The organism is Massilia sp. IC2-476, assembly GCF_020707295.1.
In the GTDB taxonomy this organism is placed as follows: Bacteria; Pseudomonadota; Gammaproteobacteria; order Burkholderiales; family Burkholderiaceae_D; genus Telluria.
Genome location: NZ_JAJFER010000007.1, coordinates 235,739 through 260,662 on the forward strand (window position 1 = coordinate 235,739; position 24,924 = coordinate 260,662).

The following is a 24,924-nucleotide window of genomic DNA, read 5'->3' on the forward strand; positions in this document are numbered from 1 at the left end:
ACTTAAATCTTGTCGGTGCTGATCTTGAAAGTGCGCTTGGCGATGTTGGCGCGGGTGCCCGGGCCATACCACTTGTTGAACAGCTTCTCGGCTTCGCCGCTGGCTTCCAGGCCGCGCAGGGTCTCGTCGACCACGGCCTTCAGGTTCTTTTCGCCCTTGCGCAGGCCGAGGGCGATCGACTCGATGCCGATGCTGGTCGGCAGGATGGTGAAGCCCTTGGCGGCCGGACCGAGCTTGCCGTAGTCGGCCAGCAGCGAGGATTCGTCGTTGACGTAGGCGATGCCCTTGCCCTGGCGCAGGGCCTGGAAGGCCTGCTGGGTGTTCTCGAAGGTGACCACTTCCGCAGTCGGCACGGCCGCGCGGATATTGGTTTCCTGGGTGCCGCCGCGCACGGTGACGACCTTCTTGCCGGCCAGTTGCGGCAGTGCGGTGACGCCGCTGCCCGCGCGCACCATGACTTTCGAGCCGGTCACGAAATGGGTCAGCGCGAAGTCGACCTGCGATTCGCGTTCCTTGTTGTGGGTGAGCGTGGCGGCCAGCACGTCCACATGGCCCTGCTGCAGCTCGGGGATACGGCTCGATACCGACATCTGCTTGAACTTCGGCGTGACGCCGATCTTCTTCGCGACCGCGGTCGCGATGTCGATCTCGTAACCCACCAGCTGGCGGGTCTTGGGATCGATGAAGCTGTTCGGCTCATCGGTGCCCAGCACGCCGAACACGATCTCGCCTTTCTTCCTGATGTCCGCGAGCTGGTCGGCGTGCGCGGCGGCCGCGACGAGGTTGGTGGACAGGGCGACAGCGCCAATGAGGATGTGACGGCGGGTGAACATGTTCTTCTCCAGACAGCAAAAATTCGATCGCAACAGTATACGACATGGTCTTGCATGGCCGAACGATCAATTAGCCATAAGAAAATGTGTTACGGACTATAAGCGCCGAGAAATCTTCAGGGCCGCGTGGCCCTGCGCCCGCATGCTAAAGTAGCAATCAGATAACGGATACCGCGGAGGCACGATGCTGGTCGTCACCTATAACGTCAATGGAATCGGGGCCCGCCTGGGCGCCCTGCTCGACTACCTGGAAGAACGCAAACCCGACGTGGTCTGCCTGCAGGAGCTCAAGGCGCCGCAGGAAAAATTCCCGGAAAGCGCCATCCGGGACATCGGCTACCACGCCATCTGGCACGGCCAGAAAAGCTGGAACGGCGTCGCCATCCTCACCCGCGACGGTCCGGCGCAGGAACTGCAGCGCGGCCTGCCGGGCGACCCCACGGACGAGCAGAGCCGATACATCGAGGCGGTCTACCAGGGCCTCCTGATCTGCGGCCTGTACCTCCCGAACGGCAACCCGGCGCCGGGACCGAAGTTCGACTACAAGCTGGCCTGGATGGAACGCTTGATCACACGCGGCGCCGAGCTGCTCGATGCGAAAGTGCCGGTCGTGATGTGCGGCGACTTCAACGTGATCCCGACCGATCTCGACGTCTACAAGCCGGAACGCTGGGTCGACGACGCCCTGTTCCGGCCGGAGTCGCGCGCAGCTTTCGAGCGCCTCATGGCGCAGGGCTGGACGGATTCGCTGCGCGCCATGTACCCCGACCAGGTCATCTATACCTTCTGGGATTACTTCCGCAACGCCTTCGGGCGCGACGCCGGCATCCGCATCGACCACCTGCTGCTCAGCCCTGCCCTGGCGCCCGCCCTGCGCGGCGCCGGCGTCGACAAGTTCCAGCGCGCGAAGGAAAAGCCGAGCGACCACGCACCGACCTGGGTCGAGCTGGACATGGATGCCGTCGTGCAGCCGAAGGGCAAGGGCTGACTTGGCGCTAGAGCGCCTAACAAAACCCCAGGGCAAGGCGCAACGTCGAAGACAGTACGCTAGTACGGCGAGACGATGCAACGCAGCCATGGGGGAATTGTTAGGCGCTCTTAGGCTAAGATGCGGGTTTGCCAACACCCAGACCCACCATGCTCACGCCAGAACAGTTCTTCGGTTTCCTCACCGCCGCCATCCTGATCACGCTCTCGCCTGGGCCCGACAACATGATGGTGCTGGGCGTCGGCATCGCCAAAGGGCGGGCGCGCGGGATTGCCTTCGGCCTGGGCTGCGCGTTGGGCTGCCTGAACCACACCCTGCTGGCGGTGATCGGCGTGAGCGCACTGATCGCGGCCTCGCCGACGGCGTTCACGGCGCTGAAGATCGCGGGTGGCCTGTACCTGATCTGGATGGGCATCGGCGCGCTGCGCAGCCGCGGCGGCGCCCAGGCGGCGGGCGTGGTGCCGGACGAATCGGCGCGCCAGCTGTTCTTCAAGGGGCTGCTGGCCAATGCCATCAATCCGAAGGTGGTGCTGTTCTTCCTGTCCTTCCTGCCGCAGTTCGTGGTGGCTTCGCGCGGGGATGCGAACTGGCAGATTGCCTGGCTGGGCCTGATCTTTACCGTGCAGGCCGCGGTGCTGTTCGGACTGCTGGGCTACTTTTCGGGCGCGATCGGGCAGTGGCTGAACCGCACGCCGCGTGCCGGCATGTGGCTGGATCGGACCGCCGGCGCGATCTTCGTGGGACTGGGCCTGCGCCTGATCGTGGCGCGCTGATGCGCCCTGTGCGCGCCAATGGCGCGCACAGGACGGGACTTACAGGCTGATGCTGACCTTTGCTGCGGGCTGCTTGCGCGCCGCCAGCGGCACTTCCAGCAGGTGATGCTTGCCGTTCCAGCTGAAGGGAACGGCACGTCCATCCACCGTCACCGAGCGCGGTTTCTTCTCGATGTTGTGCACCTTCAGTGCAAAGCCGCGTTCCAGCGGCGCCTGCGCCTTGCCGGTCTCGGTCTGCAGCTTGACTTCGAGCTTGCCGCCGGCGTAAGTGCTGTCGAAGCGCACGATCTCATACAGGCCCTTGGCGTAGGCGTCCGCGGTCTCGCCGTCGTCGTCGTACATTTTTCCTTCACCGCGCCCGACGCTGGCGTCATGGTAGTAGTGCAGGTCGATCTGGCGGCTCGAATAGTCGCGCGTGGTCTGCACTACCTTCGCCATCGGGACGAAAGCGCCGGCGCGCACGTAGACTGGGATGTTCGCCTCCACCGGCTTCACCACTTCCAGGATGCCGCCCCGGTGCTTTTCGCCCGTGTGGAAGTCGAACCAGACGCTATCCTTGACCGGGAAGTGCACTTCCTGGCGCATCGCTCCCGGCTGCACGACCGGCGACACCAGGAAGTCGGGTCCCCAATGATAGGTCGAAGAAATCGAGGTAGCTTCCTCTTCGCCGAACAGCACGGGACGCATCAGCGGCATGCCGGTCTGGCTGTTGTCGAAGGCCAGTGTGTAGTTATACGGTAGCATGGCGTAGCGCAGCCAGACCGCTTCGCGCGCCAGCACCTTGGTGCGCTCGGAACGGAACACGGGTTCAGGCGGCACCTCCGCCTGCGCGTGCGGGCGGAAGATCGGCTGGAACACGCCGTACTGCAGCCAGCGCACGTACAGCTCGTCGTCCAGCACCGGTCCGGCAAAACCGCCGAGGTCCGAGTGCATGTAGGCCAGGCCCTGCATGCCCATCTGGAGCGAGATCTCCATCTGCGACTGCAGTCCGCCCCAACCGCGGCTGACGTCGCCCGACCAGGGGATCATGCCGAAGCGCTGCGAACCCGAGTAGCCGGCACGCATCAGGATGAAGGGACGCTCGTTCGGGTAGTCCTTGCGGTAGCCGTTGGCGATCAGGCCGGCCCAGTCGTGGCCGTAGACGTTATGGACCTGGTCCGCCGTCTTGCCACCACCATGCTGGACCCACGAAGGATGCACTTCCGGCTCGCCCAGGTCGCCCCACCAGCCGGCGACCCCACCCTGCTTCAGGCCCTTGTAGATATTCCAGAACCAGTCGCGGCCCTGCTGTGTATACAGGTCGACGATGCCGGTGTTCCCGAAGTAGAAATCATAGGTGGCGGGTTTGCCCGCCTTATCAAGGGCGAGCACCTTCTGCTGCACCGCTTCCTGCCAGCGCTGCGACGTGGTCAGGATGAAGGGCTCGGTGATGACGATGGTCTTGACGCCCTTCTGCCTGAAGTCCGCCATCATCTGCTCGGCCCTGGGGAAGGTGTCGCGGTCCCAGGCCAGGTTGCCCATGGTGCCCTTGACTTCCTTGCCGAACCAGTACAGGTCGAGCACGACGGCGTCGAGCGGGATCTTCTCCTTGGCGAACATCTCGACCACGGCGCGCGTCTCCGCCTCGGACTTGTAGCCGAAGCGGCTGGCGAAGTTACCGAAGGCCCAGCGCGGCGGCAGCGGCTGGCGGCCGGTCAGGCTGGTGTAGTTGGCCATCACGTCGGCCCAGCTGTCGCCGGCCACCACCTGGTAGGTCTTGCGCCCGCCGATCACTTCGTAGCGCAGCGTGCCGTCCTTGCGGCTGTCGAAATCGAGGAAACCCACCTGCGGATTGTCGAAGTGGATCGCGTATTTTTTCGAGGATAGCGCGACGGGAATCGTGAAGTTGAGCAGCTGCGAGCTCTTGCCATAGCCGTAGTCGGCCTTGTTGTAGAGCTGGAAGCGGTTGCCGCGGCGGTTCATGCCGACCGCACGCGCGCCGGCGCCGTACAAGGCCTCGCCCTCTTCCAACGCGAATTCGATCGATTCCAGCTTGTCGCCGCGCGCATAGCCGCCCTTTTCGACGACCAGCGGCTTGCCCTTGTACAGGTAGCTGATGCGGAAGGGCTGCTTGTCGACGACGACGGTAATGCCCGGCGTGGCGAACTCGATGCGGCTACCCTCGGTCTTGAGCGTAGCGCCGACGTCCACGGGCGCCAGCACCACGGCGTGCGAGGACGCGTCAAACTGCTGGCCGTTAGGGATAAAGGTGGTCTCGACCACGTTGGCCGAATACGGCTTGATCAGGTAACGGCCGTCGCTGGTGGACAGCTCCAGGGTGTTCTGGTTGCGGGTGACACCTTCGAGACGCCGTTCGGCGTTCTGGGCAAAGGCGAGCGGACTGGCGAGCAGGCACAGGAGAAGCCGGGCGATCGTGGTTTTCGTCATGGGGTCTCGGTTGATTGTCTTGGACGGCAAGCGAGAGCATGACAGAAAATCACGCCGCGAAAAAGTGGCAATGTAACTAAATTACAGGATGGGTTTGCCAAATCATGGAATCGAGCGGCCCGGCACCGCAGCTCGGGCCAGCCCGGCCAGGTCGTCGTACATTCGCGCTTCGATGGCCAGCCGGGCACGAACGCCGCGTTCTGCCAGCACGGTTTCGGCGGCGATGTAGCCGGACTTCGTCGCGCCTTCCATGGTGCATGGCATGCGGGTACGGGTCCAGTCGCCCGCCAGGGTCAGGCCCGGCATCGGCGAGCGGGCCCGCGGACGCATGGCTTCGAAGCCGACCGTCGGGCAGGGAATCGCCATCGGCACCCGGTGTACATCGGCGTGCAACAGGCGTGCACGCGCGGCGCGCGGCGCGATCTCGGCCAGCTCCGCCACGGTGCGGCGCACGATCTCGGCGTCGCTCAGGTGGTGGGCGCGGTGGCTGTAGATGATGTTGCTGGCGATGACCGTGGGGCGGCCGCGCCAGCCCTTGCGGATCTGGCACAGGTCATAGAAATCGTAATTCAGGCGGCCGGGCGACCACAGGTGCGAAGCGAAGCGCTCGGCCTTGATGTCGCGGTCGAACCAGAGGTAGACGCAGACATAGGGACTTGGCTCGAAGCGCGGCAGCACGTCGAAAGGCGCCTGCTGCCGCCAGTCGCGCGGAAGCGTCGCGGACAGGTCCTGGGGCGGCAGTGCGCTCACCACCTGCTGCGCCGGGATATGCGTGCCGTCAGCCAGCACCACGCCGTCGACGCGTTCGCGGCCGGACAAATAGGCCACGCCCCTGCCCTTGATGACGCGCCCGCCGGCGCGCTCGATGACGCGAACCGCCTGCTGCGTGTACAGCTCACCCAGGCCTACCTTGGCGAAGCCGAAATGCAGCCCGCGGTAGCCGCTCAGCTGGGCATGGATGCGCATCAGGGAGGCGGCGGATACCCGCTCGAGCGGCACGTTGGTGACCACCATCGAGGCGAAGCGCCACCACCAGTCGATCAGGTCTTCGGTCACGCCCAGCGAGCGGAAGAAGTCGAGCCCGGAGATGCGGTCCAGCTCCGGCACCTGCTCTTCGCCGAAGCGCATGCCGCGCCAGCCCGTGGGCAGCATCGACAGGTAGTCATGCATGCCGAGGCCAGGGGCGCCCAGGATGCTGGGCGCGAGGCTGAGCGGCGCCGGCAGCGGATAGTGGCGCAGGACCGTGGGCCTGGGCTTGCTGGCGACCGTGAGCACCTTGCCCGGCTGCCAGCAGATCAGGTCATCCGTGCCGAGGCGCTTCAGGAAGGCCAGCATGTTGTGGTATTCGGAGTGGAAGATGTGGGGACCGATGTCGACCACGTCGCCGGTTACCGGCTCGCGCCAGCAGCTGGCCCGTCCTCCGAGGCGGTCGGAACGCTCGACCACCGTGACCGCGATCCCATGGTCCGCCAGCGCAACCGCGCATGCCAGCCCTGCCAGTCCTCCTCCCACCACCGTGACCTGCGTCATCCCTCTACCTTTCGCTCACCGCACCAGCGCGTCCGGCCAGTGTAGAGAAGCAGGCACGGCCTTCGGTTAGCGCGCGCACATAGCGGTATCGAAATGCGGGTAGAGCCGGTTCAAACCCCGCTCAGCGCAGGTAGGACATCACGTTGTTCGCCACCCGCGCCGCCTCGGCGTCGGTCAGCGGCAGGCTGCGGAACGCCGCCCAGGCCTCGCGCGGCCGCACGTCGACGCCGACCGCGGCGTCGGAACCGTAGAGCACGCGCTCCATGCCGACCTGGCGCAGGCGCCGTACCAGCCGGCGCGCATCGGCGGCCGACAGGCCGGGACGGGCAAAAGCGGTGACGTCGACCCAGACCTGGCGCATGCGCGGATCCTGGCGCGCGGCGGCGTCGGCCAACACCGCCAGGCCGGCGAGCTGCGGCGCGGCTTCGCGTTCGCCGGCATAGGCCACCTGCACCGGCACGTCGGGCGCATGCGGCAGCAGCTGGTCGATCAGGAGGCGCGCCTCGCGGGTGCCGGTTTCGCGCAGCTGCAGCACGATCGCCATGCGGCGCGCGTTGGCCGAACGGAATACCCGGCGCAGGCGCTCGACCTGCTCCGGATCGTCCAGCATCACGCCGCCGGCGGCGGGCTGCAGCCGGATGCCGCGCCCGAACTCCGGGCTGGCCGCGCAGCGCGCCAGTTCGGCCAGGGCGTAGTCCTTGAGCGGATCGACGCTGCACAGCGCCACCAGGCGCTCCGGATATTCCCCGGCCTGGCGTGCCGCCCAGTCGTTCTCGGCGCGCACGCGCTCGTATTCCTCGTCCTGCGAACGCACCGGCTGCCCATACACGTAGGCCACCGACAGCACCGCGGCGCGCGCGATGCCGGCGGCATCGAGCTGCGGAATCACGTCCTGCGCCGATACCGGACGCAGGGTGATGGTCGACGAGGACATGAAGGCCGCGGCGGCGGGGCTGTACACATACTGCTGGTGGTCGGCCATGGGCGCGCCGGGTACGGCGGGAGCCGCCGACACAAGGCCGTGTGATGCTGCCAGGATGCCGCACAGCAGGACGGAAAGACGCCTCATACATACACCTCGAACTGGATGGGCCGGCCACGAACTGATGCCGGACAAAACGCCATGTTATCGCATTGGCACGAACGCCTGTCAAGATTGCATCTTCCATGCCCCTCGCGTAGCATCGCCGGGTGCCCGCCGCCGAGGGGCCGATCACCAGAACAGCAAGGAGACGCATGAAAAACGAACTTCCCCCGCAGATGGGCCAGCCCATCAGCCAGACCCGCTCATTCCTGACGGTGGCGCTGATCGAACTGTGGGAACGCTTCGGCTACTACGGCATGCAGGCGCTGATCGTCTACTTCATGGTGCAGCGCCTCGGCTTCGAAGACAGCCGCGCCAACCTGGTGTGGGGCGCGGCGGCCGCGCTGATCTACGTGGCCCCGGCCATCGGCGGCTGGATCGGCGACAAGGTACTGGGCACGCGCCGCTGCATGATCCTCGGCGCCCTGATCCTGACCCTCGGCTATGCGCTGATGGGCGTACCGACCACGAACACCTGGATGACCTTCTCGGCGCTGGGCGTGATCGTGGTCGGCAATGGCCTGTTCAAGCCCAACACCGCCAACCTGGTGCGCAAGATCTACGAAGGCGACGATTCCAAGATCGACAGCGCCTTCACCATCTATTACATGGCGGTGAATGTCGGCTCGACCTTCTCGATGCTGGCCACGCCGGCCATCAAGGACTACGTCAACGCGACCTACGGCGGTGAGCTGGGCTGGCACGTGGCCTTCGCCGCGTGCAGCGTGGGCTTGAGCATCGGCCTCTTGACCGTGGGCGTGCTGCGCAAGACCATCGGCCACGTCGGCTCGCCGCCGGACGCGGAACCGCTGCGCATGAACCGCCTGCTGGCGGTCCTGGCCGGCGCCGTGTTCGCGGTGGCGGCATCGGCCGTGATCCTCGAGTACCGCGAACTGGCGCGCGCCTTCGTCTACGTCGCCGGTTTCGTCGTGCTGGGCATCTTCTTCCACCTGATCCGCACCAGCGCACCAAACGAACGCGCCGGCCTGATCGCCGCCCTGGTATTGACCCTGCAAACCGTGTTCTTCTTCATCTTCTACCAGCAGATGTCGACCTCGCTGTCGCTGTTCGCGCTGCGTAACGTCGACCTCGAGTTCAACGTGTTCGGCGCCCATTTGTGGACCTGGTCGCCGGCCCAGTTCCAGGCCCTGAACGCGATCTGGATCATGCTCCTGAGCCCGGTGCTGGCCTGGCTCTACACCCGCGCCGGCAGCAGCGGCAAGGACATCTCGATCGCGGGCAAGTTCGCGCTCGGCTTCGCGGTGGTCGCCGCCGGCTTCTTCACCTACGGCTTTGCCGGCGCGTTCGCCGTGAATGGCCTGACTTCGTCCTGGATCATGATCGCCGGCTACGGCTTGTACTCGCTGGGCGAACTGCTGGTGAGCGGCCTTGGCCTGGCCATGATCGCGCGCTACGTGCCGGCACGCATGGGCGGCTTCATGATGGGCGCCTATTACGTCGGCGTGGGGATTTCGCAGTACCTCGGCGGGCTGGTGGCGAACGTGGCGGCGGTGCCGGAGGGCATGACGGATCCGCTGCAGACGCTGCCGGTCTATACGAGCCTGTTCAACAAGCTGGGGATCGCGGCGATCGTCTGCACCCTGATCGCGCTGGCGGCGCTGCCGCTGATGCGGCGCCTGACCGCCACGCACCACACGCACCAGTAATGTCCCGCGTGGGCGGCGAAGCCGCCCACCCTACGGTATCATGGCGGATCAGATTTTACGGATTCGAGCATGTCCATCAACATTCCTACCGAGACCCAGTCCGCGCGCGCGCTACAGGTCGCCCAACGCGTCCACGCCATCGAGCCTTTCCGCGTCATGGAAATGGTGAAAGCCGCCGGCGAAATGAAACGCAGCGGCATCGACGTCATCAGCATGAGCGTGGGCGAGCCCGATTTCACCGCGCCCGACATCGTGGCCCACGCGGCAATGGAAGCCATCAAGGGCGGCGTTACCCAGTACACCGATTCGCTCGGCCTGCGCGAACTGCGCGAGGCGATCTCCGGCCACTACGCGGCCGTGCACCAGCTCGACATCGACCCGCGCCGCATTGTGGTCACCGCCGGCGCCTCGGCCGGCCTGCTGCTGGCCTGCGCCGCGCTGGTGGCCGAGGGCGACGAAGTCCTGATGCCCGATCCCTGCTACCCCTGCAACCGCCATTTCGTCACCAGTTTCGGCGGCAAACCGGTGCTGGTGCCGGCATCGAGCGAAGACCGCTACCAGCTGAGCGGCGCGCATGTGCAAGCCAACTGGCGCGAGCACACCCGCGGCGTGCTGGTCGCTTCCCCCTCGAATCCGACCGGCACCTCGATGACGCCGGAGCAGCTGCGCGAGATGCTGGACGCCGTGCGCGCGCGCGGCGGCTTCGCCATCATCGACGAAATCTACCAGGGCCTGTCCTATGACCATCAACCGGTCAGCGCCCTGGCGCTCGATCCGAATGTCATCACCGTCAACAGCTTCTCGAAATACTTCAGCATGACGGGCTGGCGCCTGGGCTGGCTGGTGGTGCCGGAGCCCCTGGTATCCACGTTTGAAAAACTGGCGCAGAACCTGTTCATCTGTGCGCCGACCGTGGCCCAGCAGGCCGCGCTGGCCTGCTTCACGCCGGAAGCGCTCGCGATCTATGAAGAGCGCCGGCGAGAATTCCAGCGCCGCCGCGATTATCTGGTGCCGGCCCTGCGCGAACTGGGCTTCCAGGTGCCCGTGATGCCGGACGGCGCGTTCTACGTGTACGCCGACATCAGCGCCCTGCCCCATGCGGAAAGCCACGACAGCACCGCCTTTGCCTGGTCGCTGCTGCGCGGGGCGCATGTGGCGATCGTACCGGGGGATGATTTCGGTTTCGCGGCGCCGCAGCGCCACGTCCGTTTCTCGTACGCGACGAAACTGGAACGCATCGAAGAAGCGGTCGGCCGCATGGCGCGCGTGCTGCGCGCCTGATTCAGCCGGCCTGCAGCGCCTCGCGCGCCTCGCCCACCAGTTCCAGCAGGGTGTCGGGCGCAGCGGGCTTGACCAGGTAGCGGTCGAAGCCCGCCTCGAGCGCTCGCTCGCGGTCTTCGCCCTGGCCATAGCCGGACAGCGCGATCGCGAATGGACGCCGGTCAAGCGGGCCGTCCACCGGCGCGCTGCGCAGGCGCCCGATGATTTCCAGCCCATCCATGCCCGGCAGTCCGATGTCGCAGATCACGATGTCGTAGCGGCGCGCCTGCGCCGCGGCCAGGCCTGCGCGGCCGTCGTAGGCCACCGCCACCTCGTGCCCGGCCAGCTCCAGCAGCGCGCGCAGGGTGTCGCAGGCGTCGACGTTGTCTTCGACCAGCAGGATGCGGCAGGCGCCCTCGGAGGCGCTCGGCCCGGCCGGGATTTCATCGATCGGCGCGCCCGCGCTGCACAAGGGCAGGCGCACCGTGAAGGTGCTGCCCAGCCCTTCGCCCGGGCTCTCGGCCGACACCGATCCGCCGTGCATGCCCACCAGGTTGCGCACCACGTTCAGGCCGATCCCGAGTCCTCCTTCGGAACGCGCCAGCGCGCGCGGGCCCTGCACGAACAGGTCGAACACCTGGGGCAGCATGTCGGCCCCGATGCCGCTGCCGTTGTCGTTCACCTGGACCACCACTTCCTCGCCGTCGCGCCAGGCGCGCAGCACGATGCGGCCGCCCGGGCTGGTGTACTTGGAGGCGTTGCCGAGCAGGTTGGCGAAGACCTGGGTCAGGCGCACCGGGTCGCCTTCGATGCTCAAGCGCTCCTCGGGCAGCTCGAGCACGAGCGACTGGCCGCGCTCGCGGATGCGGCCGGCGACCGTCTCCACCGCCTGGTCGAGGGCGCCGTTCAGGGACAGCGGCCGCACCGACAGGGTGATCTTGCCGCTGCTGATGCGGGCAGCGTCGAGCAGGTCGTCCAGCAGGTGCGCCATGTGGTCGACCTGGCGCCGCACCACCCCGGCCACGTGGGCCAGCTGGGCGGAGCTGCCGCTCAGGCTCTGCAGCAGGCTGGCCGACATGCTCAGCGGCGCCAGCGGGTTGCGTAGCTCGTGCGCCAGCATGGCGAGGAATTCGGTCTGGCGGCGATTGGTGGCTTCGGCCAGGTCGCGCAGCGACTGGGCGCTGACGGTGGCCATCACCAGGTGTTCATTGGCTTCGCGCAGCTGGACCACCTGTTCTTCCAGGCGTTCGCGTTCGCGCGCCAGGATGCGGGCGTGCGACAGTTCCGCTTCCAGCGCCGCGACGCGCAGGCGCAGCTCCTGCTCGCGCGAGAGCTCAGACAGGGGACTGTCCTCCCCCATCATGGAACGTTGCTCCGAGCCGGTAGTCGATTCGTCGAACGTTCCCATGCCCGCCTCATTCGCCTGATTTGCCGCTGTCGGTGCGACCGAACAGGACGCCGTTCACCTGGGCCGGGACCGGGTCGATTTCGATGCCGTCGTCGGTGATCCGGAACTCGCGCAGCTCGTTGCTGTGGTCCGATCCGCGCACCTTCACGACCGCGATGTAGCGCCGCACATGGCCGTCGACTTCGGCGTAGCGCATCGCCACCATGGCATCGCTGAGATACGCGATATCGGCGCGCGCGTGGTTCATGTTGAGGTTGCGGTCGTCCAGGCCCACGGTCACCAGCACCGTCACGCCGCGCTTGGCGAGCGAGGCCAGCATATGGAACACCCCCTCGCGGAAGTGGCGGCGGCATTCAGGCGCGAGATAGAGGCTGAACTCCGACAGCGAATCGATGACGACGCGGCGCGCGCCGGTGCGCTCGATGGTCGCCAGCAGTTCGTCCTCGAACTCTTCCATCGTCAGGTCGACGCGGCGGGTCTCGACGATGTGCACCTGTCCGGCCTGCACCATGGCCGCCAGCTCGGCATTGCGCAGCCGGGACGTGCCTTTTTCAAAGCACAGCATCACGCCCTGCTCTCCCAGGCTGACGCCGGCCTGCAGGAAAGCGGAGCCGAGGATGGTCTTGCCGCTGCCCGTCGGACCGACCACCAGCAGCGAATGGGCTTGCGGCAGTCCGCCCAGCAGCATCTCGTCCAGCCCGGCCACCCCGGTCGGGATGCGGCGTGGTTCGCGGTCGACCGCCACGCCCGGATGGCGGTCGTCGGCCAGTGGCGGCAGCAGGCGCGGATAGATGCGCAGGCCCTCGCTCGAGATCCGGAAGGTATGCGAGCCGGACATGTGGGCCTGGCCGCGCATCTTGACGATCCGGATCTTGCGCACCACGGCGTTGTCGTCATGGACCTGGCTCATGCTGATCATGCCGTCCGCGACGGTCGCGATCGGATTGGCCTCGGCTTCGGTGTGCTGGTATTCGCCGATCAGGAAGGTGGTCGCCATCCAGCTCGTCATGCGGGTGCCCAGCTCCTGGACGAAGTGCTGCAGGTCGTTCATGCCTTCGATGCCGGGCTTGCCGCTCTGGATGACCGAGCGGAAGGAATCGACGAACACCAGGCTGGGCGAGAAGTCCTCGACCTCGCGCGTGATGCGTTCCAGCACCCCGCTGTAGTCGCCGGCGCGCAGGTCGGCCGCCAGGTTGACGTAGCGGATCGCCGTGCCGACCTTTTCGGTGTCAAAGAAGGTGTATTGCTGCTGGTAGCGCAGCATCTTCAGCGGCGGTTCGCCGAGCACCGTGAAGAACAGCGCGCGGCGCTCGGGATTGGCGAGCGCGAACATCATCTGGTGGGCGAGCGTGGTCTTGCCGCAGCCGGGAGCACCGGTAATGAGGTTGAACGAAAACTCGTTCAAGCCGCCGCCCAAGAGAATATCGAGCCCCGGCACGCCAGTGGCCAATTTCCCCAAGCTAACTTTATCGGTCATTTATTTCTGCTCCTGTGCATTCTTCTGCTGGCCTGCCGGATGGTCTGCGGCGTTGGTAGCCGAAGCCAGCAATTGCTGCGTCAGCCTCTCTCCGATGAGTGCGGCGAGTAAATCAGTGAAGGTCCGCAGCAAGGCATCGCTGGCTGCAGCGGCGCGTTGCCCGTCGACCAGCGCCATCCGCTCTTCGAGCGCACTGAAGAGCTGCTCGGGCGCACGGCAGGCCTGGCGCGGGGCAAGCCAGGCATAGTCCGGCCCGATGACGTGGACTGCACGGCCGAACAAAGCACAAAACCCGCTCTCTCCGATGAGCGGGCAAAGTTGCGTTGCGATCCGTCGCCACGGCTGTACCAGCGCGCTGTTGCCAGCGGTCGGTTCCGGCGCGCCCGTGCTATTCGTCATGTGTTTATCGTTCAACAATGATTGCCGCTGGTGGAAGTCTAAATCGATGGGACTGGCGCGAGTCCGCGGCAAGGGACGCCGTGGCCGGGTCCCGATGCAACGGGAATTATAACGTGTCAACTGGGCAAAATGATGATTTAACCAACGATCTTTCGGAAACATTTGAACCGTGCCAATCCTTCGCCGAGCCGCTAATATGTATAGCGCGAGCAATATTGCTCTTCTGAGTAGGAGTTCCATGGAAAAGAAACTGGGCGCCGTCCTTGCAACGGCCTGTGTACTGCTGAGTCTTGCGACTACCCCTGCCGGCGCCGCCACCGACGCTGATGCTCGCTTCAAGACAATCTACACCAAAGAGTGGAAGTGGCGCGTCTCGGAACGACTTGCCAGGGCCGACGACGACCGCGGCGTGAGCCCCGCGCTGGCCCGGGTCGATGCGCCGGCCCAGGAGGCACGGCGCGCCTACTGGCAGGGCATCCTCAAGGAGCTCGACGCCATCAAGCCGGCCGACCTTTCCCCCGCCGAGCGCATCAACTACGCCGTGTACCGCGCCCAGATCGCCGCACTGGAAGAGGCCCAGCGTTTCCGCGAGTATGAACAGCCCGTGAATGCCGACAGCGCCTTCTGGACCAACGTCACTTTCGGCGCGCGCCGTCCGTTCAGGAACGGCGAGGATTACCGCAACTACCTGAAGCAGCTGGCCGCCCTGCCCGAGTATTTCGCCCAGGAGACCGCCAACATGCGGGCCGGCCTGGCGCGCGGCTTCACGCCGCCCCAGGTGACGCTGCAGGGACGCGACGTCGCCCTGGTGCCGATCGCCGAAGCGAAAACGCCGCAGGAAACCGTGTTCTTCAACCCCTTCAAGACCATGCCGGCCTCGATTCCCGCCGCCGAGCAGGAAGCCTTGAAGGCGCAGGCAGCGCAAATCATTCGCGACGGGGTGCAGCCGGCCTATGCAAAAGTGCTGGCCTTCTTCCGCACCGAATACCTGCCGAAGGCGCGCACCACGCTCGCCGCCGAGAGCATGCCCGGCGGTAAAGCCTATTACCAGTCGAAGATCGTCGAGTTCACGACCACCAATCTCAGCGCCGAGCAGATCCATGCGATCGGCCTCGCCGAAATGGCGAAGATCCGCGCCGAGATGCACGAGACGATGAAAAAGGTCGACTTCAAGGGCGGCCTGCCGGCCTTCCTGGCTTTCCTGCGCACCGATCCGCAGTTCTACGCGAAGACGCCGAAAGAACTGCTGATGCACGCGGCCTGGACGGCCAAGAAGTTCGACGCCAAGGCCGACCAGTATTTCGGCTACCTGCCGCGCCGGCGCTTCGCGATCCTGCCGGTGCCGGACGACCAGGCGCCGTTCTACACGGCCGGCCGCGGCGGCGCCGGCTCCTACTGGGTCAACACCTACAACCTGCCGGCGCGCGCGCTCTACAGCCTGCCGGCGCTGACCCTGCACGAATCGGCGCCGGGCCACGCTTTCCAGATGCCGGTCGCGCAGGAACAGAAAGGCGTACCGAACTTCCGCCGCGCCTACATCTCAGCCTTCGGCGAAGGCTGGGCCCTGTATTCAGAGCGCCTGGGTGTGGAGATGGGTATCTACGAGACACCCTACGAACACTTCGGCATGCTCAGTTACCAGGCCTGGCGCGCATCGCGGCTGGTGGTCGACACCGCCATCCACGCCAAGGGCTGGACCCGCGAGCAGGCGCAGAACTACCTGATGGAGAACACGGCGCTGGCGAAGCACGAGGTGGAGACCGAGGTCGACCGTTACATCTCGTGGCCGGGACAGGCGCTGTCCTACTACCTGGGGCAGATGGCGATCCAGGAAGCGCGGGCGCGGGCGGAGAAGGCGCTGGGGCCGAAGTTCGACATCCGGAACTTCCACGATACCGTACTGCAGCTGGGATCTGTGCCGCTGCCGGTGCTGCAGCAGCGGATCGATGCGTTCATTGCGGAGGGTGGGCCGAGTCCGTATCCGAAGGAAGGCTGACACGGCTCATGCAAAATTGGATCCCGGCCTTCGCCGGGATGACGGCTCAAGCGTTGACACTAGCTCATGCACGTCGTTCCGGCGAAGGCCGGAACCCAAGTTTGCCTGCGTTATTCGAACAGCTTGAACTTGAGCTGGAACGATATCCCGCCGTACAAGCGGTCCTTGTACGTCGGGATGATCCCGACATTCACCCCCACCCGCTTGTACTCATAGGTCAGGGTCGGGATCGCCGCCGGGAACCAGCCGCCGTGGCGCATGTTCGGGTAGCCATCGAAGGCCGCCAGCGCCAGCCCCACGCGCACCGGACCCACCGCATACGGCTGCCAGATCACCCCCGCATAATTCGACCAAGCGCGGTCGCTGTTGTAGAAGCGCCCGGCCGTGGCCGACATGGTGCCGCTGAAGCGGTACTCGGCGCCCAGGCCCTTGTTGGCGCCATTCAGGTCCTTGTCGCTGTCGAAGTGGGCAGTCGCGAAGCCGGTGTCGAGCCAGAATTCGCTTCTCGGCGCCGGGTCGATTTTCGTGAACAGCTCATCGGCCTGCGCCAGCGGCGCAGCCAGCAGCAGAGAAAGGAAGATGGCGCGCATCAGTCGTCGGCCTTCGGATCGAGATCGGGGAACATCACTTCGGTAAAACCGAAGCGGGAAAAGTCGCGGATGCGCATCGGGTACAGGATGCCCAACAGGTGGTCGACCTCGTGCTGCACCACGCGCGCATGGAAGCCGTCGACGTCGCGGCTGATCGGTTTTCCGTACTGGTCGACGCCCTCATAGTGCAGCTTGGTGTAACGCGGCACGCTGCCGCGCAGGCCGGGGACCGACAGGCAGCCCTCGAAGCCCTCTTCCATTTCCTCGGACAGGGGCTTGAGCACCGGGTTGATCAGCACCGTCTCCGGCACCGGCGGCGCGTCAGGGTAGCGGCCGTTCTTCGCGAAACCGAAGATGACGAGCTGCAGGTCGACCCCGATCTGCGGCGCGGCCAGGCCGGCACCGTTCGCGGCGTGCATGGTGTCGAACATGTCGCCGATCAGGGCGTGCAGCTCGGGCGTATCGAATGCGTCTACCTTCTTGGCCACGCGCAGCAGGCGCGGATCGCCCATGCGCAGGATCTCGCGAACGGCCATGTCATTTCCCCTGTTCGAGCAGGCCCGCCAGCGACGCGCGGAAGCCCTCGGCCGTCTCCGGGTGCTTCAGGCCGATCGCGGCGGTGGCCTTCAGGTAGCCCAGCTTGGAACCGCAGTCGTAGCGCTGGCCCTGGTAGCGGTAGGCCAGCACGCGCTCGGCCTGCATCAGCGCGGCGATGCCGTCGGTGAGCTGGATCTCGCCGCCGGCGCCGGTGCCCAGGTTCTCGAGGTAGCCGAAGATGGAACCGGACAGCACGTAGCGGCCGACCACGGCCAGCGTCGACGGCGCCACTTCCGGCGCCGGCTTTTCGACGATGCCCGAGACCAGTTCCAGGTTCGGACGGTAGCTCGACGCGCTGACGATGCCGTACTGGCGCGTATTCTCGCGCGGGACGTCCTGCACCGCCAGGATGCTGGAGCGCTCGTAGGCGTACAGGTCGGTCATCTGGGCCAGCACCGGCTTGGTCCCGGCGTCGGTGTCCATGAAGTCGTCCGCCAGCAGCACGGCGAAGGGCTCGTCGCCGACCACCGGGCGGGCGCACAGCACCGCGTGGCCCAGGCCCAGCGGCGCGGACTGGCGGATGTAGATGCAGTTGACGTTCTTCGGGATCACCCCGCGCACCAGGTCGAGCAGGGCCTGCTTGCCGGCCGCTTCCAGCTCGGACTCGAGCTCGTAGGCCTTGTCGAAGTGGTCTTCGATGGCGCGTTTGTTGCGGCCGGTGATGAAGACCATCTCGGTGATGCCGGCGGCGACCGCCTCTTCGACGGCGTACTGGATCAGCGGCTTGTCGACGATCGGCAGCATTTCCTTCGGCTGCGCCTTGGTGGCGGGCAGGAAGCGGCTACCGAGGCCGGCAACGGGGAATACGGCTTTACGAATCAGGGTCATGCGATTTTCCTTTTCATTGTCCCAGCAGCGCCAACAGGCCCGCTTCGTCGAGGACGGTGACGCCGAGTTCCTCCGCCTTGGCGAGCTTGCTGCCCGCTTCGGCGCCGGCCACCACGTAGGAGGTCTTTTTCGAGACCGAGCCGGACACCTTGCCGCCGGCGGCCTCGATCAGCGCCCCCGCCGCGTCGCGGCTCATGGTCGGCAGCGTGCCGGTCAATACAAACGTCTTGCCGCTGAATTTGCCTTCGGCTGTGGCCTGCTCCGGCAGCTGGGCCAGCAGCTCTGCGCGCAGCGTCGCCAGCGCGGCGAGCTTGTCGCGGTTGCCGGGGACCGCCATCCATTCTTCCAGCGACGCGGCCACGTTGGCCGGCAGCCCGAACACGCCGAACACGTTCAGGTGGGCCAGCGATTCCAGGTGCTGGCCGGCGGCGATGAGCTGGCGCGCACGCGGCTCGGTCAATTTCGGGATGCCGAGGGCAGCCAGCAAATTGACTTCGTCCAGCTTCTCGCGCAGCTGGGCCCTGGGCGCGTGTTCGCCCTGGGGCGCAACCCCGGCGGCGAGCAGCGCATCGATCTCGCGCTGGTTCTTTTCTTCGGCGAAGAATTCGGCAATCGCCTCGGCCACGGTGCCGCCGATATCGGGCAGCACGCGCAGCAGCGCTTCCGGCGCCTGGCGCACCAGCGCAAAGCGTCCCAGCCAGTCGGCCAGGGTCTTGGCGGTCGATTCGCCCACGTGGCGGATGCCGAGTGCGAACAGCAGGCGTTCCAGCGGCGGATTCTTGCTGGCCGCGATGGCCTCGAGCAGGTTATCGGCCCACTTGGTGGCCACCTTGCCCTGCTTGACGGTCTCGGGGGTGGTGCCGTCGCGCTCGTCGGCCATGCGCTTCATGGTGAGCAGGTCGTCGAGGGTCAGCTTGTACAGGTCGGCCACGCCGTGGATCAGGTTGCACTCGACCAGGCTGTCGATGTAGCGGTCGCCGAGGCCTTCGATGTCCATCATGCGCCGGCCCGCGAAGTGGCGGATCGCTTCCTTGCGCTGGGCGGCGCAGGTCAGGCCGCCGGAGCAGCGCGCCACCGCCTCGCCTTCTTCGCGCACCACGTGCGAGCCGCACACCGGGCAGGTTTCCGGCAGCCGGTAGCGCATCGGCTCCGGGCTCGGGCGGCGCTCCAGCACCACCGACAGCACCTCGGGAATGACGTCGCCGGCGCGGCGCACGATCACGGTGTCGCCCACGCGCACGTCCTTGCGCAGGACTTCGTCCTCATTGTGCAGGGTGGCGTTGGTGACGGTGACGCCGCCCACCGACACCGGCACCAGGCGCGCTACCGGCGTGATGGCGCCAGTGCGCCCCACCTGCACGTCGATCGCCGACACGGTGGTCAGCGCTTCCTCGGCCGGGAACTTGTGGGCCAGCGCGAAGCGCGGCGCGCGCGACACGAAGCCCAGCGCCGCCTGGTCGGCCACGCGGTCGACCTTGTACACGACACCGTCGATCTCGTAAGGGAGCGAACGACGCTTTTCCCCGATACCACGGTAGTAGCCCAGCAGGCCTTCGCAGCCAGTGACGACGGCACGTTCTTTCGAAACGGGCAAGCCGAGACGCTCGAACCACTCCAGCACGCCCGAGTGCGTCTCCGGCAGCTCGGCGCCTTCGAGGCGGCCGATGCCATAGGCGAAGAAGCGCAGCTTGCGCTGGGCCGTGATGCGCGCATCCAGCTGGCGCAGGCTGCCTGCAGCCGCGTTGCGCGGATTAGCGAATTCCTTCTGCCCGGCGTCGCGCTGGCGCTGGTTCAGGCGGGCGAAATCATCCTTGAACATCAGGACTTCGCCCCGTACTTCCAGCACCGCAGGCAGCTCGTCTCCGTGCAGGCGCAGCGGGATCACCTTGACGGTGCGGATGTTGGCGGTGACGTCCTCGCCGGTATAGCCGTCGCCACGGGTGGCGGCCTGTACGAACACGCCGTTCTCGTAGCGCAGGCTGATCGCCAGGCCGTCGAATTTCAGCTCGCTGGAGTACGCCACCTGCTTCGCTTCCAGGCCGTCGCGCACGCGGCGGTCGAAGTTCTCGACGTCTTCATCAGAGAAGCCGTTGTTCAGCGAGAGCATCGGCACCGAGTGCGTCACCTGCCTGAACTCCGGGATCGGCGCGGCGCCCACGCGCGAGGTCGGCGAATCGTTCTTCACCGCCTGCGGGTATGCGCTTTCCAGCTCCTGCAGTTCCTTGAACAAACGGTCGTACTCGGCGTCGGGAATCGTCGGCGCGTCGAGTACGTGGTAGTTGTAGATGTGGCGGTTGAGTTCCTCGACCAGCCACGCCATGCGGTCCTGGATTTCCTTAGGGATGCTCACGGCGCTGCCTCAGACGAACAGGCGCAGCGCGCGGGTGGAGCCGGCCGGAATGTCGGAGGCTTCCATCTCCTGGTAGAACTCCTGGACCTGGCCCTTGATCTCTTCCAGCGCCGGGTCAAGCAGCGGCTGCTCGAAATCGTCGACGATGGTCGCGTCCAGGCGCATGGTCAGCTCTTTCGCGCACTTGACCATGGCGCCGAAGCCGTCGCGCTCAGGCGCCACGCAGGGCACGTCCAGCAGCAGGGTCAGGCGGCCGGTAGCATCGGCGCCCAAAGTGACGTTGGTCGACAGCGTGAACAGCACCCCGCCCTCCCCGTCCGGCATCGAGAAGCGGCCGTCCGGACGCACGTCGAAGCCCTGGTTTTCGAGCGCGCCGATCAGGGTCGAGATGGCCCACGGGGCGCCGTTGGCGGCCAGGTTCACGCCCAGCTGGGCGTCGTGACCGGCGACGAAACGGTGCAGCGTGCGCGCTTCGCTCATCACCTCGATCATGTCCGGCACTTCCGGCTCGGCGCCGATCTCGTCGGCCACGGCGCGCAGGCGCGTGACCAGTTCCGAGTATTCGATTTCGTTCAGGGCCGTGGTGCGGGTGGCCATCTGCACGCCCGCCTGCAGCTTGGTGTACACGCCGCCGTGCACGATCGGCTCCCATTCGCCGCTGACGGCGAAGCCGATGTAGTGGATCGGCTTGTTGCCCACGCGGCGCAGCTTCTGCAGCGCCGGCAGCACCTTGTCGCCGCGCAGGGCGCCCTCGAAGTTGAGCGGGATGATGCAGTCGATCAGCGGGTCGACCAGGCTTTCGGCCAGTTCCGACGGCGGCGTGTCCGGCTTTGCGCCCGGCAGGGCCACGGCGGGGGCCAGTTGCTCGATCGGACGCACACCCGTCGTCGCAGGTGCTGCCGGAACCGCAGGCGCCGGCGCGGCGCTCGGCGCCGCGGTCGGGACCTCCACGGTACCCGGTTCGACGTCCAGCGGCGCCAGCGGCGTTTCCGCGGCGAGGTCGAGCACCGGCTCCTGGCGCTCGACGGCGGTTTCGCCGCTGCGCATCAGCACGTCGTCATGATCCGACGCGAACGCGCGTTCCACGCTCTTGCGGGCCTTGTACTCCTGCCACTTGTTGTAAGAGATGACGCCGGCGACGAACACGCCGCCCGCTGCGATCAGGGTCATTTGTAAATCAGTCATGCTGCTTGTGCCTCAGTAGCGAAATTCGCGGCGGACTCCATGTCCACCGCCACGATGCGCGATACGCCCTGCTCCTGCATCGTCACACCGATCAGTTGATTGGCCATCTCCATCGCAATCTTGTTGTGCGAGATGAAGAGGAATTGGGTATGGTCCGACATACGCTTGACCATGCGGCAGAAGCGCTCGGTATTGGCGTCGTCCAGTGGCGCGTCGACCTCGTCCAGCAGGCAGAACGGCGCCGGGTTCAGGCGGAACATCGAGAACACCAGCGCGGTGGCGGTCAGCGCCTTTTCGCCGCCGGACAGCAGGTGGATGGTGGCGTTCTTCTTGCCCGGCGGCTGGGCCATCACCTGCACGCCGGAATCGAGGATCTCGTCGCCGGTCATCACCAGCTTGGCCTGGCCGCCGCCGAACAGGATCGGGAACAGTTCCGAGAAGTGGGTGTTGACGCGGTCGAAGGTATCCTGCAGCAGGTCGCGGGTCTCGCGGTCGATGCGGTGGATCGCATCTTCCAGGGTGGAGATGGCTTCCTGCAGGTCGTTGTTCTGCGAGTCGAGATAGCGCTTGCGCTCGGTCGCCTGGGCCAGCTCGTCGACCGCCGCCAGGTTGACGGCGCCGAGCGCGCTGATGGCATTGGTCAGGCGCGTCACCTCGCCCTGCAGGTATTGCGGCTTCATGTCAGGCGTGAGCTTCTGCTCCAGCTCGGACTCGACGGCGCCGGTCGTGGCCAGCGCTTCGGCGAACTGCTCCTGGTTCAGGCGCGCGGCCTGTTCCTTCAGCTGCATCTCGGTGATGCGGTCGCGCTGCGGCTGCAAGCTGCGCTCGTTCCCCATCCGCAGTTCCTCGAGCTGGCGCAGCTGCTGGGTGATCTGGTCGAGTTCATGGCGGGCGTCGGCCAGCGCACGTTCCTGGCTGGAGCGGCGATCGAGCAGTTCCTGCAGGCCTTCGTGGGCGGTGCCGGCTTCCAGCGCTTCCAGTTCTAGCCGGCCGGCGCCCAGGCTGGTGCCCACCTGCTCGGCCTGGCTGGTGGCGGTGGCGATGCTGCGCCGCAGTTCCTCGATCTTGCTGCGCTGGGCGCGTTCGGCGAACTGCGCTTCCTGGGCGCTGCGCTCCAGGTCGCGCAGCTTCTGGCGCGCGTCCGCCAGCACCTGCTCTTTTTCCATGAAGGCGGTCTGGCCATCCTCGTGGCTGCCCTGCAGCTCGGCCAGCTCCATGTCGAGCTGTTCGAATTCCTGCTCGGCTTCCGCGGCGAGCTGGCGCTGCTCGGCTTCCTGTGCCGCGATCTCGGACAGGTCGGCGGCAATCTGGTCGCTGCGTTGATTAAAACGCGCCTCGATTTCGCTCTGCTTCAGGACCTCGATCTGCAAGGCATGCACTTCGCGCTGCAGCTGGCCGGAGCGCTGGCGCGCATCCTGCAAACGGCGCGTCAGGTCGCTGACGGCGGCGTCGGCGCGGGTGGCGCGGCTCTTAGCCTCGTCCAGTAGCAGGGCCTGGGCGCGCAGTTGCTTGCCGATGTTCTCGATCTCGTGCTGGCGCGCCAGCATGCCGTCCTGCTCCGCATCCGGCGCGTGGAAGCGCACGCTCGAAGACGTGACCAGATGGCCCTGGCGGGTGACGAAGCAGCCGCCCTGCGGCAGACGGCCGCGCTGCGCAAAAGCCTCGGCCGCGTCCTGGGCCACATAGACATGGTGCAGCCAGTCGTTCAGCACCCCGCGCAGGCCCGGATCGTTCAGGCGCAGCAGGCCGGCAAAAGGCTTCAGGCCGGGGATGTCGGCCGCAGCGGGTGCAGCGGGCGCCGGCGAGTACAGCGCCAGCCGGGCCGGCGGCGCATCGCTGAAGAAGGCCTTGGCCCAGTCCAGGTTCGACATCTCGAGCGCGCCGGAACGCTCGCGCAGCACGGCTTCGAGCGCAGTCTCCCAGCCTTCTTCGATGTCGAGCTTCTGCCACAGGCGCGGCAGCTTCGAGAGTTCGTGCTTTTCCAGCCAGGGCTGGACCTTGCCCTGGGTCTGGACCCGGTCCTGCACCTGGCGCAGCGCGGCCAGGCGCGCTTCCAGCTGGGCGTTCGCACTGGACTCCTGCTGGACCTGGGCGTGCGCATCCTTGCGTTCCTGCTCCACGGCGTCCTGGCGCGCACCTGCTTCGTCCAGCAGCAGGGTCTGTTCTTCCAGCGCCAGCTGCTTCTCTTCCTGTTGCATGCGCAGGTTGTCCAGGGTGGCGCTGTCGGGCAGGTTCAGGCTATTGCGTTCCTGCTGCAGGCGCTCGCGGCGGCCGGCCAGGCTGGTGAGGACGTTGGTGGCGTTGCGCTGGTGGGCGCTGGCCAGTTCGATGCGCTGCTGGACCTGCATGATGCGCGCGCGCGATTCATTCGAAAGCTCCTGGGCCTGGCGCCATGCGGCTTCCAGTTCCGGCACACGCTCGCTGTGCGCTTCGACCGCGATCTGGGCGCCTTCGGCACGCGCGCCGAGTTCTTCCAGCGTGATCTCGGCCTCGCCCAGCTGCTCTTCGTATTCCTGGCGCTGCGCCATCCATTGGTCGCGCTGGGCCGTGAGCGTGCCGAGCTGGGTCTGCAGGCGGGTGCGCGACTCGACCACGAACTTGATCTGCGCCTCCAGGCTGCCGATCTCGGAATTGGTCTGGTACAGGGCGCCCTGCGCCGTGTGCAGGCGGTCGCCGATCGAAAAGTGCGCCTGGCGCATCTGCTCCAGCTCGAGCTCGACGTTGCGCAGCTTGGCGGTCTGGGCTTCCAGCGCGGTCTGCGCCTCTTCCACTTCGCGGAAGTAGCGGACCTGCTCGGCCTTGGCTTCGTTCTTGCGCAGCAGCCAGAGGAGCTTCTGCTTTTCTTCCTGGTCGGCCTGGAGTTGGTGGAAGCGGTTCGCCACCGCGGCCTGGGCTTCGAGTTTTTCCAGGTTGGCGTTCAGCTCGCGCAGGATGTCTTCCACCCGCAGCAGGTTTTCGCGCGTGTCCGACAGCCGGTTCTCGGTCTCGCGGCGGCGCTCCTTGTACTTGGAGACGCCGGCCGCTTCTTCCAGGAACACGCGCAGCTCTTCCGGGCGCGACTCGATGATGCGCGAGATCATGCCCTGGCCGATGATGGCGTAGGCGCGCGGGCCCAGGCCGGTGCCGAGGAAGATATCTTGGATGTCGCGCCGGCGTACCGGCTGGCCGTTGATGTAATAGGTCGAGGTGCCGTCGCGTGTCAGGGTGCGCTTGACCGCGATCTCGGCATATTGGCCCCACTGCCCGGCCGCCTTGCCCATGCTGTTATCGAACACCAGTTCGACCGAGGCGCGCCCGGCCGCCTTGCGGTAGGTGGAGCCGTTGAAGATGACGTCCTGCATCGACTCGCCGCGCAGCTCGGATGCCTTGGATTCGCCCAGCACCCAGCGCACGGCGTCGATAATGTTCGACTTGCCGCAGCCATTGGGGCCGACCACGCCGACGAGCTGGCCGGGCACCTGGAAATTGGTGGGATCGACGAAAGACTTAAATCCCGACAATTTAATGGATGAAAGGCGCACGTTGCTTCGGC

The 24,924-nt window shown here is 66.4% G+C and carries 18 protein-coding genes; 5 read left to right on the top strand and 13 right to left on the bottom strand.

Annotated elements, in window-relative coordinates; all coding sequences use genetic code 11:
• Positions 1–2 precede the first annotated feature (2 nt).
• Positions 3–833 (bottom strand): ABC transporter substrate-binding protein, encoded by an 831-nt coding sequence (locus LK539_RS18825; RefSeq protein WP_227802592.1) that lies wholly within the window; start codon positions 831–833, stop codon positions 3–5.
• Between the two features lie 184 nt (positions 834–1,017).
• On the opposite strand from LK539_RS18825, the gene xth reads away from it, so the two are divergent.
• Both xth and LK539_RS18835 read left to right on the top strand, forming a co-directional pair.
• A complete protein-coding gene (gene xth / locus LK539_RS18830; protein ID WP_227802593.1) occupies positions 1,018–1,821 on the top strand; it encodes an exodeoxyribonuclease III in 804 nt (267 codons plus the stop codon).
• Between the two features lie 149 nt (positions 1,822–1,970).
• Entirely contained in the window at positions 1,971–2,594 is a 624-nt protein-coding gene (locus tag LK539_RS18835) for a LysE family translocator (RefSeq protein WP_227802594.1), read from the top strand.
• Positions 2,595–2,633: 39 nt separating this feature from the next.
• On the opposite strand, the gene LK539_RS18840 is transcribed toward LK539_RS18835, so the two are convergent.
• The 3 genes from LK539_RS18840 to LK539_RS18850 form a co-directional block, all read right to left on the bottom strand.
• Positions 2,634–5,021: a TIM-barrel domain-containing protein gene (locus tag LK539_RS18840; protein ID WP_227802595.1), complete on the bottom strand. Its 2,388-nt coding sequence runs from the start codon at positions 5,019–5,021 to the stop codon at positions 2,634–2,636.
• 102 nt (positions 5,022–5,123) lie between these two features.
• Entirely contained in the window at positions 5,124–6,551 is a 1,428-nt protein-coding gene (locus tag LK539_RS18845; protein WP_227802596.1) for an FAD-dependent oxidoreductase, read from the bottom strand.
• A 121-nt stretch (positions 6,552–6,672) separates the two neighbouring features.
• A complete protein-coding gene (locus LK539_RS18850) occupies positions 6,673–7,620 on the bottom strand; it encodes an amidohydrolase family protein (RefSeq protein ID WP_227802597.1) in 948 nt (315 codons plus the stop codon).
• A 167-nt stretch (positions 7,621–7,787) separates the two neighbouring features.
• Here LK539_RS18850 and LK539_RS18855 point away from each other — a divergent pair, with 167 nt between their 5' ends.
• Positions 7,788–9,302, top strand: a complete 1,515-nt coding sequence (locus LK539_RS18855; protein WP_227802598.1) for a peptide MFS transporter — start codon at positions 7,788–7,790, stop codon at positions 9,300–9,302.
• A gap of 69 nt (positions 9,303–9,371) precedes the next feature.
• A complete protein-coding gene (locus LK539_RS18860) occupies positions 9,372–10,583 on the top strand; it encodes a pyridoxal phosphate-dependent aminotransferase (RefSeq protein WP_227802599.1) in 1,212 nt (403 codons plus the stop codon).
• Between the two features lies 1 nt (position 10,584).
• On the opposite strand, the gene LK539_RS18865 is transcribed toward LK539_RS18860, so the two are convergent.
• The 3 genes from LK539_RS18865 to LK539_RS18875 are packed head-to-tail and all read right to left on the bottom strand — an operon-like array spanning position 10,585 to position 13,846.
• On the bottom strand, positions 10,585–11,970 hold the full coding sequence (locus LK539_RS18865; RefSeq protein WP_227802600.1) for an ATP-binding protein: 1,386 nt from the start codon (positions 11,968–11,970) through the stop codon (positions 10,585–10,587).
• A gap of 7 nt (positions 11,971–11,977) precedes the next feature.
• The gene (locus LK539_RS18870; protein WP_227802601.1) at positions 11,978–13,447 is read right to left on the bottom strand and encodes an ATPase domain-containing protein; all 1,470 of its coding nucleotides are present in this window, start codon (positions 13,445–13,447) and stop codon (positions 11,978–11,980) included.
• Positions 13,448–13,846 carry a hypothetical protein gene (locus tag LK539_RS18875; protein WP_227802602.1) on the bottom strand — a complete coding sequence of 133 codons (399 nt, stop codon included), beginning with the start codon at positions 13,844–13,846 and terminating at the stop codon, positions 13,448–13,450.
• 238 nt (positions 13,847–14,084) lie between these two features.
• On the opposite strand from LK539_RS18875, the gene LK539_RS18880 reads away from it, so the two are divergent.
• Complete coding sequence (locus LK539_RS18880) at positions 14,085–15,842, top strand: DUF885 family protein (protein WP_227802603.1); 1,758 nt, start codon at positions 14,085–14,087, stop codon at positions 15,840–15,842.
• A 110-nt stretch (positions 15,843–15,952) separates the two neighbouring features.
• On the opposite strand, the gene LK539_RS18885 is transcribed toward LK539_RS18880, so the two are convergent.
• The 6 genes from LK539_RS18885 to smc are packed head-to-tail and all read right to left on the bottom strand — an operon-like array spanning position 15,953 to position 24,913.
• Positions 15,953–16,432 carry a hypothetical protein gene (locus LK539_RS18885; RefSeq protein WP_227802604.1) on the bottom strand — a complete coding sequence of 160 codons (480 nt, stop codon included), beginning with the start codon at positions 16,430–16,432 and terminating at the stop codon, positions 15,953–15,955.
• Positions 16,432–16,968, bottom strand: coding sequence for a peptide deformylase (def, locus tag LK539_RS18890; protein ID WP_227802605.1), 537 nt, complete (start codon positions 16,966–16,968; stop codon positions 16,432–16,434). Before def ends, LK539_RS18885 begins: the two co-directional genes overlap by 1 nt.
• Before the next feature lies 1 nt (position 16,969).
• Positions 16,970–17,857 (bottom strand): UTP--glucose-1-phosphate uridylyltransferase GalU, encoded by an 888-nt coding sequence (galU, locus tag LK539_RS18895; RefSeq protein WP_227802606.1) that lies wholly within the window; start codon positions 17,855–17,857, stop codon positions 16,970–16,972.
• A gap of 13 nt (positions 17,858–17,870) precedes the next feature.
• Complete coding sequence (gene ligA, locus LK539_RS18900; protein ID WP_227802664.1) at positions 17,871–20,177, bottom strand: NAD-dependent DNA ligase LigA; 2,307 nt, start codon at positions 20,175–20,177, stop codon at positions 17,871–17,873.
• A gap of 39 nt (positions 20,178–20,216) precedes the next feature.
• Positions 20,217–21,392 carry a cell division protein ZipA C-terminal FtsZ-binding domain-containing protein gene (locus tag LK539_RS18905; RefSeq protein WP_227802607.1) on the bottom strand — a complete coding sequence of 392 codons (1,176 nt, stop codon included), beginning with the start codon at positions 21,390–21,392 and terminating at the stop codon, positions 20,217–20,219.
• Positions 21,389–24,913, bottom strand: coding sequence for a chromosome segregation protein SMC (gene smc, locus LK539_RS18910; protein WP_227802608.1), 3,525 nt, complete (start codon positions 24,911–24,913; stop codon positions 21,389–21,391). The genes LK539_RS18905 and smc overlap by 4 nt, the downstream gene beginning before the upstream one ends.
• Between the last annotated feature and the right edge of the window lie 11 nt (positions 24,914–24,924).

Coding starts and splice junctions, on each gene's coding strand:
- galU (WP_227802606.1), bottom strand. CDS start 17,857: ATGACCCTGATTCGTAAAGCCGTATTCCCCGTTGCCGGCCTCGGTAGC.
- LK539_RS18835 (WP_227802594.1), top strand. CDS start 1,971: ATGCTCACGCCAGAACAGTTCTTCGGTTTCCTCACCGCCGCCATCCTG.
- LK539_RS18825 (WP_227802592.1), bottom strand. CDS start 833: ATGTTCACCCGCCGTCACATCCTCATTGGCGCTGTCGCCCTGTCCACC.
- LK539_RS18850 (WP_227802597.1), bottom strand. CDS start 7,620: ATGAGGCGTCTTTCCGTCCTGCTGTGCGGCATCCTGGCAGCATCACAC.
- LK539_RS18840 (WP_227802595.1), bottom strand. CDS start 5,021: ATGACGAAAACCACGATCGCCCGGCTTCTCCTGTGCCTGCTCGCCAGT.
- LK539_RS18875 (WP_227802602.1), bottom strand. CDS start 13,846: ATGACGAATAGCACGGGCGCGCCGGAACCGACCGCTGGCAACAGCGCG.
- LK539_RS18845 (WP_227802596.1), bottom strand. CDS start 6,551: ATGACGCAGGTCACGGTGGTGGGAGGAGGACTGGCAGGGCTGGCATGC.
- xth (WP_227802593.1), top strand. CDS start 1,018: ATGCTGGTCGTCACCTATAACGTCAATGGAATCGGGGCCCGCCTGGGC.
- LK539_RS18860 (WP_227802599.1), top strand. CDS start 9,372: ATGTCCATCAACATTCCTACCGAGACCCAGTCCGCGCGCGCGCTACAG.
- LK539_RS18865 (WP_227802600.1), bottom strand. CDS start 11,970: ATGGGAACGTTCGACGAATCGACTACCGGCTCGGAGCAACGTTCCATG.
- def (WP_227802605.1), bottom strand. CDS start 16,968: ATGGCCGTTCGCGAGATCCTGCGCATGGGCGATCCGCGCCTGCTGCGC.
- LK539_RS18870 (WP_227802601.1), bottom strand. CDS start 13,447: ATGACCGATAAAGTTAGCTTGGGGAAATTGGCCACTGGCGTGCCGGGG.
- LK539_RS18905 (WP_227802607.1), bottom strand. CDS start 21,392: ATGACTGATTTACAAATGACCCTGATCGCAGCGGGCGGCGTGTTCGTC.
- ligA (WP_227802664.1), bottom strand. CDS start 20,177: ATGGCGTGGCTGGTCGAGGAACTCAACCGCCACATCTACAACTACCAC.
- LK539_RS18880 (WP_227802603.1), top strand. CDS start 14,085: ATGGAAAAGAAACTGGGCGCCGTCCTTGCAACGGCCTGTGTACTGCTG.
- LK539_RS18855 (WP_227802598.1), top strand. CDS start 7,788: ATGAAAAACGAACTTCCCCCGCAGATGGGCCAGCCCATCAGCCAGACC.
- LK539_RS18885 (WP_227802604.1), bottom strand. CDS start 16,432: ATGCGCGCCATCTTCCTTTCTCTGCTGCTGGCTGCGCCGCTGGCGCAG.